At 62.9% G+C, this 16,550-nt stretch carries 17 protein-coding genes; 10 read left to right on the top strand and 7 right to left on the bottom strand.

The window, feature by feature from the left end:
- Positions 1-74: 74 nt before the first annotated feature.
- Positions 75-563, bottom strand: coding sequence for a DUF3015 domain-containing protein (locus ACLCGK_RS23930; protein WP_003256313.1), 489 nt, complete (start codon positions 561-563; stop codon positions 75-77).
- 253 nt (positions 564-816) lie between these two features.
- Here ACLCGK_RS23930 and ACLCGK_RS23925 point away from each other — a divergent pair, with 253 nt between their 5' ends.
- The 5 genes from ACLCGK_RS23925 (at position 817) to ACLCGK_RS23905 (ending at position 5,610) form a co-directional block, all read left to right on the top strand.
- Entirely contained in the window at positions 817-3,255 is a 2,439-nt protein-coding gene (locus tag ACLCGK_RS23925; RefSeq protein WP_013970817.1) for a Lon protease family protein, read from the top strand.
- A gap of 161 nt (positions 3,256-3,416) precedes the next feature.
- Entirely contained in the window at positions 3,417-3,755 is a 339-nt protein-coding gene (locus tag ACLCGK_RS23920; RefSeq protein WP_003247487.1) for a hypothetical protein, read from the top strand.
- Between the two features lie 199 nt (positions 3,756-3,954).
- Complete coding sequence (locus tag ACLCGK_RS23915) at positions 3,955-4,443, top strand: TIGR00645 family protein (protein ID WP_003247486.1); 489 nt, start codon at positions 3,955-3,957, stop codon at positions 4,441-4,443.
- Between the two features lie 158 nt (positions 4,444-4,601).
- On the top strand, positions 4,602-4,907 hold the full coding sequence (locus ACLCGK_RS23910; protein WP_015268897.1) for a DUF6482 family protein: 306 nt from the start codon (positions 4,602-4,604) through the stop codon (positions 4,905-4,907).
- 85 nt (positions 4,908-4,992) lie between these two features.
- Positions 4,993-5,610, top strand: coding sequence for an FKBP-type peptidyl-prolyl cis-trans isomerase (locus ACLCGK_RS23905; RefSeq protein ID WP_410952054.1), 618 nt, complete (start codon positions 4,993-4,995; stop codon positions 5,608-5,610).
- 118 nt (positions 5,611-5,728) lie between these two features.
- Here the strand turns inward: ACLCGK_RS23905 and ACLCGK_RS23900 are convergent, their stop codons facing one another.
- The 3 genes from ACLCGK_RS23900 to ACLCGK_RS23890 all read right to left on the bottom strand — a co-directional run bounded on the left by ACLCGK_RS23900 (position 5,729) and on the right by ACLCGK_RS23890 (position 7,535).
- Positions 5,729-5,974, bottom strand: a complete 246-nt coding sequence (locus tag ACLCGK_RS23900) for a hypothetical protein (RefSeq protein WP_253138618.1) — start codon at positions 5,972-5,974, stop codon at positions 5,729-5,731.
- Positions 5,975-6,058: 84 nt separating this feature from the next.
- Entirely contained in the window at positions 6,059-6,400 is a 342-nt protein-coding gene (locus ACLCGK_RS23895; RefSeq protein WP_009686103.1) for a zinc ribbon domain-containing protein YjdM, read from the bottom strand.
- 166 nt (positions 6,401-6,566) lie between these two features.
- Positions 6,567-7,535, bottom strand: coding sequence for a polyprenyl synthetase family protein (locus ACLCGK_RS23890; RefSeq protein WP_003256318.1), 969 nt, complete (start codon positions 7,533-7,535; stop codon positions 6,567-6,569).
- Between the two features lie 244 nt (positions 7,536-7,779).
- On the opposite strand from ACLCGK_RS23890, the gene rplU reads away from it, so the two are divergent.
- The 5 genes from rplU (at position 7,780) to ACLCGK_RS23865 (ending at position 11,468) form a co-directional block, all read left to right on the top strand.
- Positions 7,780-8,094, top strand: a complete 315-nt coding sequence (gene rplU / locus ACLCGK_RS23885; RefSeq protein ID WP_003247466.1) for a 50S ribosomal protein L21 — start codon at positions 7,780-7,782, stop codon at positions 8,092-8,094.
- A gap of 38 nt (positions 8,095-8,132) precedes the next feature.
- Positions 8,133-8,390, top strand: coding sequence for a 50S ribosomal protein L27 (rpmA, locus tag ACLCGK_RS23880; RefSeq protein WP_003247464.1), 258 nt, complete (start codon positions 8,133-8,135; stop codon positions 8,388-8,390).
- Positions 8,391-8,579: 189 nt separating this feature from the next.
- Entirely contained in the window at positions 8,580-9,806 is a 1,227-nt protein-coding gene (gene cgtA, locus ACLCGK_RS23875; RefSeq protein WP_013970821.1) for an Obg family GTPase CgtA, read from the top strand.
- Between the two features lie 85 nt (positions 9,807-9,891).
- Positions 9,892-11,010, top strand: coding sequence for a glutamate 5-kinase (gene proB, locus ACLCGK_RS23870; RefSeq protein ID WP_015268899.1), 1,119 nt, complete (start codon positions 9,892-9,894; stop codon positions 11,008-11,010).
- On the top strand, positions 11,007-11,468 hold the full coding sequence (locus ACLCGK_RS23865; protein ID WP_003256322.1) for a CreA family protein: 462 nt from the start codon (positions 11,007-11,009) through the stop codon (positions 11,466-11,468). Before proB ends, ACLCGK_RS23865 begins: the two co-directional genes overlap by 4 nt.
- A 143-nt stretch (positions 11,469-11,611) precedes the next feature.
- Here ACLCGK_RS23865 and mksF read toward each other — a convergent pair whose 3' ends face one another.
- The 3 genes from mksF to mksB are packed head-to-tail and all read right to left on the bottom strand — an operon-like array spanning position 11,612 to position 16,429.
- Positions 11,612-14,446, bottom strand: a complete 2,835-nt coding sequence (mksF, locus tag ACLCGK_RS23860; RefSeq protein WP_410952053.1) for an Mks condensin complex protein MksF — start codon at positions 14,444-14,446, stop codon at positions 11,612-11,614.
- Positions 14,443-15,150, bottom strand: coding sequence for an Mks condensin complex protein MksE (mksE, locus tag ACLCGK_RS23855; protein WP_013970824.1), 708 nt, complete (start codon positions 15,148-15,150; stop codon positions 14,443-14,445). Before mksE ends, mksF begins: the two co-directional genes overlap by 4 nt.
- Positions 15,140-16,429, bottom strand: a complete 1,290-nt coding sequence (mksB, locus tag ACLCGK_RS23850; protein ID WP_024086237.1) for an Mks condensin complex protein MksB — start codon at positions 16,427-16,429, stop codon at positions 15,140-15,142. The genes mksE and mksB overlap by 11 nt, the downstream gene beginning before the upstream one ends.
- Positions 16,430-16,550 lie beyond the last annotated feature (121 nt).

Here is a 16,550-nt window from a genome sequence, read left to right as displayed (position 1 = left end):
GTCGGGCAACTACTTCTTAACGATGCCGAAAAAAGGCGAAACCCGCCCCGGGGCCGGGGCGGGAGGAGCTGCACTCAGGCCTCGGTTGCGTATTTGGCCAGGCGTGGGTCGTTCTTCAGAACAGCCAGGGTGTTGCTATGGACGGTTTCGGCAGTGACGTCGGCGCTGCTGAAGATCTGGTTGAAGTGCTGATGGGTGACCGATGCGAAGTAGCCACGGTCTTCCGGCGCCACGCCGAGAACCACGGCATAGGTGGTCAGTGCTTCGCCTTGGCCCATGGCCATGTCTTCGGAAAGTTCATTCATCATGCCGTTCATGGCGAACCAGGACTTGCCGCCGTAGGTCAGCGACGCTTTGGTCGAGCAGCCGTTGGTGCCGGAGGTCATGCCGAAGGTGGCGTTACCGGAGGTGCCGTTGGTGGTGGAAGCCAGGAAGTGTGCCGGAGTGCCGCGCTGGCCTTCGAACAGCATGTTGCCCCAGCCGCAGTTCGGGCCGCCTGGCGCTTCGGCCATGGCATTGATCGAGACCACGGTGAACAGAGTACCCAGAAGAATCCGTTTCATAGCATTTGTTCTCTATTTGACTTAACCAAGGGTCAGGGTTTCTGGCAACTCGGTTGCCAGGTCGGGAAAGCTTTTCACCCACCCGCGCAGCTTGGAGTTTAGGCACGATCTAAGAGTTGCGTTGTTGATTGCGAAAAATTTGCTGCTGCATGACCCGCACCGGCTGCGACATAAAGTCCTGCGGAGCCTTGCAAGGCGCGCGCGGGCAGCGCCAGAATGCTGCGTATCTGCCCCGCCGAAGTAAGGAAACCCAATGCCCGATCCTGTCGCTGCGCGCCTGCGTCTCGCGCCTGAAGCCCTGACCCGGCGTTTCTCCCCCGAGCAGTTTGCCTTTACCAATACCGACGATCTGGAGCCGTTTCGCGGAGTCCTGGGCCAGGAGCGTGCTGTCGAGGCCCTGCAGTTTGGCGTGGCCATGCCGCGCCCTGGTTACAACGTGTACGTGATGGGCGAGCCCGGCACCGGCCGCTTCTCGTTCGTCAAGCGCTACCTCAAGGCCGAGGGCAAGCGTCAGCAGACCCCGGCCGACTGGGTCTACGTCAACCACTTCGATGACACACGCGAACCCCGCGCACTGGAATTGCCGTCCGGCACCGCCGGGGCGTTCATCGCCGACATGAACGGGCTGATCGACAACCTGTTGTCGACCTTCCCTGCAGTATTCGAGCACCCGTCGTACCAGCAGAAGAAAGGCGCCATCGACCGCGCCTTCAACCAGCGTTACGACCGCGCCCTGGATGTGATCGAGCGCGCCTCGCTGGAAAAGGACGTGGCCCTGTACCGCGATGCCAGCAACGTCGCCTTCACCCCGATGGCCGACGGCAAGGCGCTGGATGAAGCCGAATTCGCCCAGTTGCCGGAAGAGGTGCGCGAGCAGTTCCACGAGGATATCGCCCTGCTCGAGGAACGCCTGAACGAAGAGCTGGCCAGCCTGCCGCAATGGAAACGCGAGTCGAACAACCAGCTGCGCCAGCTCAACGAGGAAACCATCACCCTGGCCCTGCAGCCGTTGCTGGCGCCGCTGTCGGAGAAGTACGCCGAGAACGCTGCGGTCTGCGCCTACCTGCAGTCGGTGCAGCTGAACCTGCTGCGTACCGTGGTCGAGCAACTGGTCGATGACAGCAAGACCGACGCGGCTGCGCGCAAGCTGCTGGAAGAGCAGTACGCGCCAAGCCTGGTGGTCGGCCACCACGCCGACGGCGGTGCGCCGGTGGTGTTCGAGCCGCACCCGACCTACGACAACCTGTTTGGCCGTATCGAATACAGCACCGACCAGGGTGCGCTGTACACCTCTTACCGTCAGCTGCGCCCAGGCGCGCTACACCGCGCCAACGGCGGCTTCCTGATTCTGGAAGCCGAGAAAATGTTGGGCGAGCCGTTCGTCTGGGACGCGCTCAAGCGTGCGCTGCAGTCGCGCAAGTTGAAGATGGAGTCGCCACTGGGCGAGCTGGGGCGGGTGGCTACCGTCAGCCTGACGCCGCAGATGATCCCGCTGAACATCAAGCTGGTCATCATCGGTTCGCGCCAGCTTTACTACGCGCTGCAGGACCACGACCCGGACTTCCAGGAGATGTTCCGGGTGCTGGTGGACTTCGACGAAGACATGCCCATGGTCGATGAGAACCTGGAGCAGTTCGCCCAGCTGTTGCGCACCCGCACCAACGAAGAGGGCATGGCGCCACTGACCAGTGACGCGGTGGCGCGTCTGGCCACCTACAGCGCCCGCCTGGCAGAAAACCAGTCGCGCCTGTCGGCACGTATCGGCGACCTGTTCCAGCTGGTCAGCGAAGCTGATTTCATCCGCCAGCTGGCCAGTGACGAAATGACCGACGCCGGGCACATCGAGCGTGCGCTCAAGGCCAAGGCCACCCGCACCGGGCGTGTTTCGCAGCGGGTGCTGGACGACATGCTCGCCGGCATCATCCTGATCGACACCGAAGGCGCGGCCATCGGCAAATGCAACGGCCTGACCGTGCTGGAAGTGGGTGATTCGGCGTTCGGTATGCCGGCGCGTATCTCCGCCACCGTGTACCCGGGCGGCAGCGGTATCGTCGACATCGAGCGTGAGGTAAACCTCGGGCAGCCGATCCACTCCAAGGGTGTGATGATCCTCACCGGTTACCTGGGCAGCCGCTATGCCCAGGAGTTCCCGCTGGCGATCTCGGCGAGCATCGCCCTGGAACAGTCCTACGGCTATGTGGACGGTGACAGCGCCTCGCTGGGCGAAGCCTGCACGCTGATCTCGGCCTTGTCGCGTACGCCGCTCAAGCAGTGCTTCGCCATCACCGGCTCGATCAACCAGTTTGGTGAAGTGCAGGCGGTGGGTGGGGTCAACGAGAAGATCGAAGGCTTCTTCCGCTTGTGCGAGGCGCGTGGCCTGACCGGCGAGCAGGGGGTGATCATCCCGCGTGCCAACGTTGCCACGCTGATGCTCGACGAGCGTGTGCTGCAAGCAGTGGAGAACGGCATGTTCCACGTGTACGCGGTCAGCCAGGCCGACGAGGCGTTGAGCCTGCTGGTGGGCGAGGAGGCCGGTGTGCTGGATGACAAGGGCCAGTTCACCGAAGGCAGCGTCAACGCCCGGGTGGTGGAGCGCCTGCGTGAGATTGCCGAGATGATCAGCGAGGAAGAAATCGAGAAGGCGGAGAAAGAGCGCCTGGAAGAGGTGATTGCCCAGGCCAAGCCGGCCTGAGTCAAAAAGCCGGCGCTGGCGGCGATGTGCTACCGTTCAGCGCCGGTTTTCCATCTTTCTGTACCGTTCTTCTATGCTGGAACTTAAGGACGGTAACAGCGTTCAGGATGGAAACAGCCTGAGGTTCAGGCTGAACAAGGCTTATTGGAGGGGGCGCGGCCATGCGCAATCTCAGCCTCACACGCCAGTGCCTGGGCCTGGTGACCCGCATCGAATGCAGCATCCGTCCGCTGGCCGGGGATAACGGCATGTGGACGCTGCTGTTCGCCGCCGGCATGGCCGGTGAACAACCGTCCGCGATCAAGGCCCAAGGGCCGTTCCATGGGCCGCTGGTGGCCGAATCTGTGCTCAATGCCATTGTCGACAGCTTGACCTTGCATGGGTACCAGGTGGCCGAGGATCCGCAGATCTGGTGTTTGCATTTGCAGGCGCAGTTGCGGCGGATCAACGGTGAGCGGTGTCGGAATCTGGGGGATTACCAGTTTCATCCTGAGACCTGAGTAACTTTTACTGGCCTCATCGCCGGCAAGCCAGCTCCCACAGGTAAAGCAAAGGCCACAGGTCGGTGCTCAACCTGTGGGAGCTGGCTTGCCGGCGATTGGGCTGCAAAGCAGCCCCGTTCACCGGGCTTTTGCTGTAACAGGTGGCTGGCTATACTCGCCGTCGCTTTTTTAGTCACCTGATGAGTCCCGACACTCCATGGAACGTATCCTCGAAAATGCGATGTATGCCTCGCGCTGGCTGCTCGCCCCCATCTACTTCGGCCTGTCCCTCGGCCTGCTGGCCCTGGCGCTGAAATTCTTCCAGGAAGTGGTCCACGTCCTGCCCAACGTCTTCGCCCTCAGCGAAGCCGACCTGATCCTGGTGATCCTGTCGCTGATCGACATGTCGCTGGTGGGCGGCCTGCTGGTGATGGTGATGATCTCCGGCTACGAGAACTTCGTCTCGCAACTGGACATCGACGAGAGCAAGGAAAAGCTCAACTGGCTGGGCAAGATGGACTCTTCGTCGCTGAAGATGAAGGTTGCTGCATCGATTGTGGCCATTTCGTCCATCCACCTGCTGCGGGTGTTCATGGACGCACAGAACATCTCCACCGATTACCTGATGTGGTACGTGATCATCCACATGACCTTCGTGGTCTCGGCATTCTGCATGGGTTACCTGGACAAGCTGACCAAGCACTGAACCTTTCAGGCCTCTTCGCAATCCCTGTGGGAGCGGGCAAGCCCGCGAAGAGGCCGGCACGGTCTAACTGACGAGCGGCGTCAGTCATGCCTTGTGCATTCGCCCTTTCTGTACAAAAAATGAGCTCTCATGCGTGGTTCCCATCGCGAGGTGCTCTCATGAACCTGCATCAGCTCAACACCGAGGCCAGGGCTGGCCATGTCGACGAACTGAACCTGATCGCCATCGAAGGCGGTGACTACCTGCTCGAAGCGCGGATCAAAGGCCACCCCCATCCCCTGTCCGATGCCCGTGGTGAACGCTTGCGCGTGCATTCGGTGGAGGATGCGCGCAAGTTGCTGCAAACCATCCCCATGGTCTCGATGAACCTGGTGCACTGGTCGGTGCAGGACGAAATGTGCGGCATGGGCACGCACCCGGAAGAAGACTTGAAGGTGCCGATTTCCCAGCGCTCGGCCTGGTAGCTGCTCGCAGCGCCCCAGTGTGCTAGGCTGCTCGCCCTTTTCATCAAGGGCGCGGCTTCACTGCGCCCTGCAGTGGAGCACGATAATGTCCGAACTCAACCTGTCCACCGACGAAACGCGCGTCAGCTACGGCATCGGCCGTCAGCTGGGCGGCCAGCTGCGCGACAACCCGCCACCGGGCGTCAGCCTGGAAGCCATCCTGGCTGGCCTGACCGATGCCTTCAACGGCGCCGACAGCCGCGTTAGCGAATCCGACCTGTCGGCCAGCTTCAAGGTGATCCGCGAAGTGATGCAAGCCGAAGCAGCTGCCAAGGCTGAAGCCGCTGCTGCCGCTGGCAAGGCATTCCTGGTCGAGAACGCCAAGCGTGACGGCATCACCACCCTGGCTTCGGGCCTGCAGTTCGAAGTACTGACCGCAGGTGAAGGCGCCAAGCCGACCCGCGAAGACAATGTGCGCACCCACTACCACGGCACCCTGATCGACGGCACTGTGTTCGACAGCTCCTACGACCGTGGTCAGCCGGCTGAATTCCCGGTAGGTGGTGTGATCGCTGGCTGGACCGAAGCCCTGCAGCTGATGAACGCTGGCAGCAAATGGCGCCTGTACGTGCCGAGCGAGCTGGCCTACGGCGCCCAAGGCGTTGGCAGCATCCCGCCGCACAGCGTGCTGGTGTTCGACGTCGAGCTGCTCGACGTTCTGTAATGCCCTCGGGGCCGCTTTGCGGCCCATTCGCGACACAAGGCCGCTCCTACAGGGGAACGCATACACCTGTAGGAGCGGCCTTGTGTCGTGATCGAGGGCGAAGCCCTCGCCAGGTCCGTCAGTTCCAGTCTATCCCTCCGGGGCGCAACGCCCGCGCATAGCAGAACAGAAACAGATTCCGCACTAGCTCCTTGAGTACCCCCGGTTCACTCGAATTCAGCCCGCTCATGTCCAGGTCGCCCTGGTCACGCAGCTCGTCGAGTGCTTCTTCTTCAAGCACCGCGCACACTTCGCCGGTTTCCCGATGAAGAATGCGCAGGTAGGGGTGAGGGCGGTCCAGCCAGGCGTCGATCAGATAAGTCATGGCTATTCTCCTTGGATAGCAGTCCCAATGAGAATAATTCTTATTATCTGAATAGCAAGCGCCAATTGGCGGTTTTATGGAAAATCAGACCTTGCGTACGAACTCGGACTTCAGCTTCATGGCGCCGATGCCGTCGATCTTGCAGTCGATGTCGTGGTCGCCGTCGCACAGGCGGATGTTCTTGACCTTGGTGCCGACCTTGACCACCAGGGACGAGCCCTTGACCTTGAGGTCCTTGATCACGGTGACGGTGTCGCCATCCTGCAGGATGTTGCCGACCGAGTCCTTCTTCACCACCTCGTCGCTGGCCGCTTCGGCGTCGCCGCTGGCCGACCACTCGTGGGCGCATTCAGGGCAGATCAGCTGCGTGCCATCCTCATAGGTGTATTCGGAGTTGCATTTCGGGCAGGGTGGCAGAGTGCTCACTTCGGTTCCTCAAACAAACAGACGGGCGGTTAAAAACCCGAATTGTATAAGGTATTTTTTCAGAAGTGATTATGTCCGGACAAAAGCATCGCGGGCAAGCCAGCTCATACAGGCGACGCAATCCTGTAGGAGCGGGCTTGCCCGCGAATGAAGACGACTCGGTCTATCAGTGAGTACGCGCGACAGCAAACTCGCTCAACTCGACCAGCGCATCACGATATTCGCTGGCCGGCAGCACTTCCAGGCACTGGATGGCACGCTTCACATAGTCACGCGCAAGCTCCGCCGTGTACTTCAGAGCACCTGACTCCTCGACTGCCACGCGAATCTGCTCCAGGTCTTCCAGGCCACCCTTCTGGATCGCCTGGCGCACCAGCGCAGCCTGTTCGGCGGTGCCTTCGCGCATGGTGTAGATCAGCGGCAGGGTAGGCTTGCCTTCGGCCAGGTCGTCACCGACGTTCTTGCCCAGGGTCTGCGAGTCGCCCTTGTAGTCCAGCAGGTCGTCGACCAGCTGGAACGCCACGCCCAGGTGGTCACCGAAGGTACGCAGGGCCTCGCGCTGTTCGTCGGTTGCTTCGGCCAGTGCGGCGGCGCTGTGGGTCGAAGCCTCGAACAGCATCGCGGTCTTGCCGCGGATGACCTCCATGTAGACTTCCTCGGTGGTACTGGCATCGCGTACCCGCGACAGCTGCAGCACCTCACCTTCGGCAATCACGCGGGTGGCCTTGGACAGGATCTGCATGACCGGCATCGAGCCCAGTTCGACCATCATCTCGAACGAGCGCGAATAGAGGAAGTCGCCCACCAGCACGCTCGGCGCGTTGCCCCACAGGGCATTGGCGGTGGAGCGGCCACGGCGCATGCCGGACATGTCGACCACGTCGTCGTGCAGCAGGGTAGCGGTGTGCAGGAATTCGATGGTGGCAGCCAGCAGGCGCAGGTCGTCGCCTTCGCGGCCCAGGGCCTTGCCACACAGCAGCACCAGCAGGGGGCGCAGGCGCTTGCCACCGGCGGACGTGATATAGTCGCCGATCTTCGATACCAGCGGCACGCGCGAGGTCAGCTGCTTCTTGATGATCTCGTCGACGGCGCTGAAATCATCAGCCACCGCGCGGTAGAAGGATTGGGGTTGCATCGGCTGCTCCAGTGAGGTTGCGCGGCATGCTAGGTCGCGGGTCCCGGTGTGTCAAGGCGCGGTGCCAGCGCCCCGGGGGCGGCACTTGCAAGCAAAACCGCGGTTGCGTACAATCGCGCACCCTAACTTCCTGGGCAGCACCTGCCTTACGCAATTGCGCCGGGCCGTTCCAGCCCTGTGCAGCCATGCCAGCCAATACTCATCATATAAAGCGCTGGGTGAGCAGGATTATCGGAGAAATACCATGTCTTACGCAGTAATCGTTACCGGCGGCAAGCAGTACAAAGTCGCTGAAGGTGAATTCCTCAAGATCGAAAAACTGGAAGTCGCCACTGGCGAATCCGTGACCTTCGATCGCGTCCTGCTGGTCGCCAACGGTGAAGAAGTCACCATCGGTGCTCCAGTTGTTGCTGGCGCTAAAGTAGTGGCCGAAGTCGTTTCGCAAGGCCGCCACGACAAGGTTCGCATCATCAAGTTCCGTCGTCGTAAGCACCACATGAAGCGTATGGGCCACCGCCAGTGGTTCACCGAGATCAAAATCACCGGTATCCAGGCTTAATCCCCTAGATCCCCTGAATTTATTTGGAGAATTGAACCATGGCTCACAAGAAGGCTGGTGGTAGTACTCGTAACGGTCGCGACTCAGAATCGAAACGCCTTGGCGTGAAGATGTATGGCGGCCAGGTTATCAAGCCAGGCAACATCATCGTCCGTCAGCGCGGCACCGAATTCCACGCTGGCTACGGTGTTGGCATGGGCAAGGATCACACCTTGTTCGCCAAGATCGAAGGCGTGATCAAGTTCGAGAAAAAAGGCGAGTTCATGCGCCGTTACGTGAGCATCGTCGCCGCTTAATCGCGACGTCGCTCCAGAAGCCCCGTCATGCGACGGGGCTTTTTCGTTTGTGGTGAGCCTCTTGCAAAGCTGTTTGTATGGGCTGCCGGCGTGGGTTTCTACGGTCGTACGGGGCCGCCGCGCTCATTTTTGCAAGAGCCTCAGGTTTTTCAGGTATTCAACTCGCCAGCAGGCGAGAGGCGGTTTTGAATGAAGTTTGTTGACGAAGTATCCATTCGGGTCAAGGCCGGTGACGGTGGCAACGGTTGCATGAGCTTCCGTCGCGAGAAATTCATCGAGAACGGTGGCCCCAACGGTGGTGACGGTGGCGACGGTGGTTCGGTGTACATGATCGCCGACGAAAACCTCAACACCCTGGTCGACTATCGCTACACCCGTCACCACGAGGCCCAGCGTGGCGCCAACGGCGGCAGCACCGACTGCACCGGCAAGAAGGGCGACGACCTGTACCTGCGTGTGCCGGTCGGCACTACCGTGATCGACGCCTCCACCCAGGAAGTGATCGGTGACCTGGTCACCCCGGGCCAGAAACTGATGGTCGCCCAGGGCGGCTGGCACGGTTTGGGCAACACCCGCTTCAAGTCCAGCACCAACCGTGCACCGCGCCAGACCACCCCGGGCAAGCCAGGTGACCAGCGTGACCTGAAGATGGAAATGAAAGTGCTGGCTGACGTCGGCCTGCTGGGCCTGCCGAATGCCGGCAAGAGCACTTTCATTCGCTCGGTTTCGGCCGCCAAGCCGAAGGTGGCCGACTACCCGTTCACCACCCTGGTGCCGAACCTGGGTGTGGTCAGCGTCGACCGCTGGAAGAGCTTCGTCATCGCCGACATTCCCGGCCTGATCGAAGGTGCTTCCGAAGGCGCCGGCCTGGGTATCCGCTTCCTCAAGCACCTGGCGCGTACCCGCGTACTGCTGCACCTGGTGGACATGGCGCCGCTGGACGGAAGCAGCCCAGCCGATGCCGCCGAAGTCATCGTCAACGAGCTGACCCGCTTCAGCCCGTCGCTGGCCGAGCGTGAGCGCTGGCTGGTGCTGAACAAGGCCGACATGGTCATGGATGACGAGCGCGACGAGCGGGTCAAGGAGGTGGTCGAGCGCCTGCAGTGGGAGGGCCCGGTCTACGTGATTTCGGCCATCTCCAAGCAGGGCACCGAAAAGCTCAGCCACGACCTGATGCGCTACCTCGAAGACCGCGCCGACCGCCTGGCCAACGACCCGGCCTACGCCGAAGAGCTGGCCGACCTCGACCAGCGCATCGAAGACGAAGCCCGTGCCCAGCTGCAGGCCCTGGACGATGCCCGTACCCTGCGCCGTACTGGTGTCAAGAGCGTGCACGACATCGGCGACGATGATGGTTGGGACGATGATTTCGAGGACGACGAAGACGGCCCGGAAATCATTTACGTGCGCGACTGACCGGTTGCAGTACACTAAACGCCGCTCTTTGGAGCGGCGTTTTTGTATCCACGGTATCTACAGATTCGACATAGGTTGGAAGAAGATGCGAAGCAAGGTGACGGGCGCCAAGCGCTGGGTCGTGAAGATTGGCAGTGCTCTGCTGACCGCCGATGGCAAAGGCCTCGATCGCGGTGCCATGGCCGTTTGGGTCGAGCAGATGGTCGCGCTGCGTGAGGCAGGCGTGGAGTTGGTACTGGTCTCCTCCGGGGCCGTGGCTGCCGGCATGAGCCAGCTGGGCTGGACGTCGCGACCGAGTGCGATGAACGAGCTGCAGGCGGCTGCCTCGATCGGCCAGATGCGCCTGGTGCAGGCCTGGGAGTCGAGCTTCGGCGAGCACGGCAAGCACACCGCGCAAATCCTGCTGACCCATGACGACCTGTCCGACCGCAAGCGCTACCTGAACGCCCGCAGCACCCTGCGCACGCTGGTCGACCTGGGCGTGGTGCCGGTGATCAACGAAAACGATACCGTGGTCACCGATGAGATCCGCTTCGGCGACAACGACACCCTGGCGGCGCTGGTGGCCAACCTGGTCGAGGCTGACCTGCTGGTGATTCTCACCGACCGCGATGGCATGTTCGACGCAGATCCGCGCAACAATCCCGAAGCCCAGCTGATCTACGAGGCTCGCGCCGACGACCCGGCACTGGATGCCGTGGCCGGCGGTACCGGTGGCGCGCTGGGTCGTGGCGGCATGCAGACCAAGCTGCGCGCCGCGCGCCTGGCTGCCCGTTCCGGTGCCCACACCATCATCATCGGTGGCCGCATCGAGCGCGTGCTGGATCGCCTCAAGGCTGGCGAACGCCTGGGTACCTTGCTGTCGCCCGAGCGCGGCATGCTTGCCGCGCGCAAGCAGTGGCTGGCCGGCCACCTGCAGACCCGTGGCACCCTGGTGCTGGATGCCGGTGCCGTGCAGGCGCTGCGCCAGGCCAACAAGAGCCTGCTGCCGGTTGGCGTGAAGACCGTGCAGGGCAGCTTCCGTCGTGGCGAGATGGTGGTGTGCGTCGGCCCGGACGGCCTGGAAGTAGCCCGTGGGCTGGCCAACTACAGCGCCCTTGAGGCGCAGAAGATCATCGGCCAGCCCTCCGATGCCATCGAAAGCCTGCTGGGCTACAGCGCAGAACCGGAGTTGGTGCACCGCGACAACCTGGTGCTGGTATGAGCGTGCTGAAACGGGTAATCGGCGTGGCGGCATTGGTGCTGCCAATGCTGGCCGGGGCCGAGGAAATCGGCCAGGTGTCCACCGTGTTCAAGTTCCTCGGGCCGAATGATCGTATTGTGGTCGAGGCGTTCGACGACCCCAAGGTCGAGGGCGTGACCTGCTACCTGTCGCGGGCCAAGACCGGCGGCGTGAAGGGTGGGCTGGGGCTGGCGGAGGACCGGGCGGAGGCATCGATTGCCTGTCGTCAGGTCGGGCCGATCAACTTCAAGGGTGAGCTGAAGGATGGCGAGGAAGTGTTCAAGGAACGCACCTCGCTGGTGTTCAAGACCATGCAGGTGGTGCGCTTCCTCGACAAGAAGCGCAATACGCTGGTGTACCTGGTGTACAGCGACCGCATGATCGAAGGCAGCCCGCAGAATGCGGTGACCGCGATTCCGATTCTGCCTTGGGCTCATTGATAGCCTGACAGATCGCCGGGAGGCCTTTGGCCTCCATCGCCGGCAAGCCAGCTCCCACAGGTACATTGCAGGCCTCGGGGCTTGTGCAATATCTGTGGGAGCTGGCTTGCCGGCGAAAGGGCCGCAAAGCGGCCCCAATTACCTCAGGCCAATTCCTCGGCCTGATGATCCTCACGCACAACCGCCTTCACCTCATCGCGACGGCTGATGAACTTCCAGTCCGCCTCGTCGATGTAGATGCCATTCGGCCCACTGCCACCTTCCAGGTCGATCGCCACGCGCGCCGACACCTGCGGCTTCACGCTCGCCAGGATCGGCACGAAGCCGAGCTGCAGGCTGGTCTCCAGCAGTGCAGCCTGGTTGCGTTCGTCGATGTCCGCCGCTTCGTCCAGGTAGTACGGCAGGCGGATACGCCCGGCCAGGTCGCGGTCCATCAGGTGCAGCAACAGGTACATGTTGGTCAGCGCCTTGATGGTCATGGTGGTGCCGTTGGATGCCGCGCCGTCGATGTCGGCATGGATCACCGGCTGGCCGTTGACCTTGGTGATCTCGAATGCCAGCTCGAACAGGTCCTTCAGGCCCAGCTGGTTGTGGTTGGCCGCCACCAGCCGTGCCAGGTATTCCTTGGCCTCTTCGTTCTTGTTGTCCTGCTCGGCGCTCTGGGTCAGGTCGAATACCGACAGGGTTTCGCCTTCTTCGTACTGACCGGCGCTGTGAATGATCTGGTCGATGTGCTTGAGCGCTTCCTTGTTCGGCGCCAGCACCACGCGGAAGCTCTCCAGGTTGGATACCTGGCGCTTGTTGATCTCGCGGTTGAACAGCGCCAACTGGTGCTCGAGGCTGTCGTAGTCGCTGCGGATGTTGCGCAGGGTCCGGGCGATGTCGGTGACCGCAGCGCGGCGGGCCTTGGCCAAGGTCAGGGCTTCGTCGGTGCGGTGCGCGTAGGCATTCACCAGCAGCTGCAGGCGGCGTTCCATGTCGTCTTCACTGTCGAACTTGGCTACGCCTTTCAGGCGCACCTGGGCGTACAGCGCCTCGATCTGGTTGTCGACCCGTTGCAGGCTCTGCCAGCTGTCCTGGTAGTCGTTGAGCAGTGGCAGCAGGTTGTCCATCGAGTCGTCGATGGCTTCCATGTACGGCGTGCCGTAGGGCAGGTCGGCCGGCAGCAGCTGGCGACGGCGCAGGGCGTCTTCCAGGGTGCGCTGCTTGGCCTCGAGGTCGCCGATCTGCCGGCCGACCAGCTGCAGCTTGGCCGACAGCTGCTGGACACGTTCAGTGAAGGCGTCGCTGGAGCGTTTGAGTTCGTCCTGGGCGGCTTCGAGCTGCGACAGCTGTTCCAGCTTCTCGGGCTCTTCGGCGGCCAGGGTTTCGCTGCGGCGGAAGTCTTCCAGCGCTTTCTGCGCGTCCAGTACTTCCTGGTAAAGGGCTTCGGTCTGCGCCTTGGAGGCGGAGCGGTCGGCGGCCACGGCTTGCTGGGTCTTGAGCTGCTTCAGCTCTTTTTCCAGGCGCTCTTTCTGGTCACGCAGGGCGGCACGGTCGGCCAGGGCCTGCAGTGCCGGCGGGTCGATGTGCGACAGGTCGATGGACAGGCCCGGGGCTTCGAAGCGTTCGCCCTTGAAGCCGTCGAGCACCGCTTCCAGCGATTTTACCCACAGGTCGCTGTCGTCCAGTTCGATACCGCGCTCACCCAGCGGCAGGCTGAACAGTGCGCCATTGAACAGGCGCATCAGGCGGTCGACGTCCTGCTGCGAGAACTCTTCGCGCAGGCGGGCGTAGCTGTTGTTGTCGGCGTGGTCGAGCTGTTGCTTGACCTGCTTCAGGCGCTTTTCCAGGTCGCGGACGCGTTCGTCCAGGTCTTCGGCGCTGAACTGCCGCGACTGGGCCAGGGCGCCGGCCAGTTCGTCGTGGGCGTCCTTGGCCGCCAGCAGTTGCTGCTCAAGCACCTTGACGTCATCGACCAGGGCGAAGCGATGCTTGAGCACCGACAGTTCGCCCAGCCAGCGCTGGATACCGGTGATTTCACGCTCCAGGCGCATCAGTTCCTGAGTACCGCCGCGCTGGTCGTTCTGCAGGCGGTCCTGCTCGCCACGGTAGTGCTCGGCCTGGATCACCAGCTCTTCCTTGCGCGCCATGGCGTATTCCTGCCAGGTGCCCAGCAGGGTGTCGAGCACTGGTGAAATGCGGTGCAGCTTGCCGCGCAGGATGTCGCGCTGGGCCACGCCACCGGCCAGGGCCTCGACCAGCGGGCCGGCGGCGACCAGGGCGTTGTAGTCCTGTTCCATGCGGCGCACGTCGCGGAAGGCTTCCTCGCACGCGGCGATATAGTCGACGCTACCAGAGCGCAGGCTGTGCTCGAAGGCGTCGAGGAACAGTTGCTTGAGCTTGGCGGCGGTGATTTCGCGCATGTGCAGCAGGTTGATAAACAGCGCGCGGAAGGTTTTCAGGCTTTGCTCGCTGGTCGAGCGCAGCGGGATCATGGTCAGGTCCAGCGGCACCGAGGTGTGGCCACCGACCAGCAGACGACGCAGTTCGTCAGGCTTCAGCTCGTAGGCCTTGATCCCCAGGCGCTCGAGGTTGGTGAACAGCTCTTTCTGGCGCAGGCAGGTGTCGTTCTTCTGGTAGTGGGCCAGGTCCAGTTCGCCCTTGTAGGCAAAGAACTGGTGGCCGAAACCGCCGCCCGGGCCGCGGCCGACAACGCCGATGACGTGCGGGCCGTGTGGCAGGCTCAGTTCGCAGAGAATGTACGAGGTGTCGCTGGCGAAGTAGAAGCGGCGCGACTGCTCGAGGCTGTACTTGCCGAAGCTCATGTCCGACATGCGCGCCAGGATCGGGAACTGCAGGGCGTTGATCGACGCCGATTTACCCAGGTTGTTGGCACCGTATACCGACAGTGGGTGCTCCAGCGGGAACAGGCCAAGGCTGTAGCCGGCGGTGTTGAGCAGTGCGAAGCGGCGGATGCCGTAGCGTTCCTGGCTCATGCGTCAATCTCCTGTTGCTCTTCGCGGATGGCCCGGGCCAGGGCTTCCTCTTCGCTTTCCTCGCCCTCGAAGGGGCTGAGGTCGAGCGGGTCGTCGGTGCGGTTGAGTTCTTCGGGGCTTTCTTCCTCGACCAGTACCGGGGTCGGCAGCGGCAGGTCGCTGTGCAGGGTGGCGGCCAGGTCGCGGTCCTGCTGCACGGCCAGGCACACGTCGAGGAAGCGATGCATCGGCGGCAGGAAGCGGTAGATGCCGCCTTCCTCGAAGGCGAAGCCGAGCTGGGTCATGCGGCGCAGGATTTTTTCTTCCAGCTCGTCCACGGTCTGCACTTCGGCCTGCAGGAAAAGGTCGCGGTACTTGTCCAGCAGCGAGGGCAGTTCGTCACGGCCAATGCTGCCGCCATCGAGCACGGCCATCGGGTCGCGGCCCTGGTCGGCCAGGTGTTCGACCAGGATGAAGGTGAACAGCGACAGGCGCTGCGCGGTCTTGTTGACCTGCGCGGCGGTCATGTCCGGCACGAAGTAGTAGAAGCCACGGGTGTCGCACACCAGTTCGAAGCCCAGGGCCTTGAACAGGGTGCGGTACTGGTCCTGGAAGTTCGACAGCTGGGCGTACAGCTCGGGGTCGCGGCGGCTGACGTGGAAGCCTTTGAACAGCTCGCGGAAGATCGGCGCGAGCTGGGACAGTTCGGAAAGATCAAGATGCATGGGCTGGGCTCGCGTTGGATTCGGTAGGCGCGCTGGCGGCGTCTTCGCGGCTGGAGGTCAGGGCGAACGAGCGCAGGCTGACCAGGTGTTCCTGGGTGATGTACTCGCGGCGGTCGAGGCGTTCGCGCTTGAAGCGCTTTTCCCGCGACAGGCGCGAGAACCAGTACAGCAGCTCGTCGGTGGCGCCTTCGGGTTCCTGCTCCAGCAGCCAGACCATCAGGTCGGGCAGCGGCAGGGCCTGTTCGCAGCGTTCGGCCATTTCCTTGACCGTGCGCGGTGCGCGGGGCAGGGCGCCGGACTGGGTCTTGTGGGCCTTGGGGAAGCGCGCCGGCTTGGGCTCGAAGCGGGCCAGTGCGTAGACATAGGCCTCGACCTGGCTGGCGCTGCCGAGGAAGGTGCTTTGCGGGCGGGTGAACATCGGCATGGCCGCTTGCGGTACGGCGTCGATGCCCTTGCGCCGGATCACCGACAGGGCCAGTGCGGCGCCACGGGTCACGGCGTTGTGCCGGCGGGCTTCTTCACGCAGCGGCAACAGCAATTCGCGGGCGTGGCGCAGGGTCAGCTGGGCGCTGGTCTGCATTTCCAGGATGCGCGCGTGGGTGCGCAGCAGCATGTCGTCGTCGACCAGGTGGCCCAGGCGCGCCTGTTCGCCCAGCAGCTTCAGCAGCACGGTCTCGACCTTGCGCACGCCCTGTTCGAAGGCGCCGTCGGCGTTGACCAGCTGGATCATCGGCTCGACGTACTCGTCCCAGGTCGCCAGTACTTCGGCATAGCGCTGGCGCAGCGGGATCTGGCGGTTGCTGGTCTTGGCCCGCTCGGCCACGGCCACCAGTGCCTGTTCGTCGTTGTCGAGCTTCTTCAGTACATCGCGCACCCGCATGTCGAGCAGGCGCAGCTGGCGCGCCAGGTCGTCGCTGTCGCGGTTGTCGAAGGCGTCCTGGATATGCCCGGCCAGGCGCTCAAGGTGGCGCAGGTAGGCTTCGATCTCCAGGCACAGGCCCAGCCGGTGTTCGCGGCGCAGGTAGGCGAGGAAGTCGTGGATCTGCGCGTTGAGCTCGAAACGGTTCGGGCTCTTGGCCACCGGGACCAGGATATCCAGGCGGATCCACACGTCGAGCAGCTGGGTGATGTCCTGCGGGGTGCTCTCGACCTGCTGGCGGGCCACATGCTGACGCAATTCGACCAGGCTCAGGGTGCCCTGGTCGAAACGCTCGCACAGCGGCTCGATCAGGGCCCAGTGTTCGGCTAGGGCGCGCAGGACGCGCTTGGGTTCGATCATTGGCTTCGACTCGTTGCCAAGAAAAAGGGGGCGATTGTACTGCATCCGGGGGGGAGGTTTTCACCCCTTGGTCTGTAATGGGGGATCACCCTTGCTTTGATGAGGGTTTCACTGGCCCTTT

The organism is Pseudomonas sp. S1(2024) (genome assembly GCF_046557535.1).
This window is presented reverse-complemented; position numbering and strand designations above follow the sequence as displayed.

What these genes read in the sequence shown, in the direction of transcription:
- ACLCGK_RS23930 (WP_003256313.1), bottom strand. Translation starts at nt 563, where the DNA reads ATGAAACGGATTCTTCTGGGTACTCTGTTCACCGTGGTCTCGATCAAT.
- ACLCGK_RS23925 (WP_013970817.1), top strand. Translation starts at nt 817, where the DNA reads ATGCCCGATCCTGTCGCTGCGCGCCTGCGTCTCGCGCCTGAAGCCCTG.
- ACLCGK_RS23920 (WP_003247487.1), top strand. Translation starts at nt 3,417, where the DNA reads ATGCGCAATCTCAGCCTCACACGCCAGTGCCTGGGCCTGGTGACCCGC.
- ACLCGK_RS23915 (WP_003247486.1), top strand. Translation starts at nt 3,955, where the DNA reads ATGGAACGTATCCTCGAAAATGCGATGTATGCCTCGCGCTGGCTGCTC.
- ACLCGK_RS23910 (WP_015268897.1), top strand. Translation starts at nt 4,602, where the DNA reads ATGAACCTGCATCAGCTCAACACCGAGGCCAGGGCTGGCCATGTCGAC.
- ACLCGK_RS23905 (WP_410952054.1), top strand. Translation starts at nt 4,993, where the DNA reads ATGTCCGAACTCAACCTGTCCACCGACGAAACGCGCGTCAGCTACGGC.
- ACLCGK_RS23900 (WP_253138618.1), bottom strand. Translation starts at nt 5,974, where the DNA reads ATGACTTATCTGATCGACGCCTGGCTGGACCGCCCTCACCCCTACCTG.
- ACLCGK_RS23890 (WP_003256318.1), bottom strand. Translation starts at nt 7,535, where the DNA reads ATGCAACCCCAATCCTTCTACCGCGCGGTGGCTGATGATTTCAGCGCC.
- rplU (WP_003247466.1), top strand. Translation starts at nt 7,780, where the DNA reads ATGTCTTACGCAGTAATCGTTACCGGCGGCAAGCAGTACAAAGTCGCT.
- rpmA (WP_003247464.1), top strand. Translation starts at nt 8,133, where the DNA reads ATGGCTCACAAGAAGGCTGGTGGTAGTACTCGTAACGGTCGCGACTCA.
- cgtA (WP_013970821.1), top strand. Translation starts at nt 8,580, where the DNA reads ATGAAGTTTGTTGACGAAGTATCCATTCGGGTCAAGGCCGGTGACGGT.
- proB (WP_015268899.1), top strand. Translation starts at nt 9,892, where the DNA reads ATGCGAAGCAAGGTGACGGGCGCCAAGCGCTGGGTCGTGAAGATTGGC.
- ACLCGK_RS23865 (WP_003256322.1), top strand. Translation starts at nt 11,007, where the DNA reads ATGAGCGTGCTGAAACGGGTAATCGGCGTGGCGGCATTGGTGCTGCCA.
- mksF (WP_410952053.1), bottom strand. Translation starts at nt 14,446, where the DNA reads ATGAGCCAGGAACGCTACGGCATCCGCCGCTTCGCACTGCTCAACACC.
- mksE (WP_013970824.1), bottom strand. Translation starts at nt 15,150, where the DNA reads ATGCATCTTGATCTTTCCGAACTGTCCCAGCTCGCGCCGATCTTCCGC.
- mksB (WP_024086237.1), bottom strand. Translation starts at nt 16,429, where the DNA reads ATGATCGAACCCAAGCGCGTCCTGCGCGCCCTAGCCGAACACTGGGCC.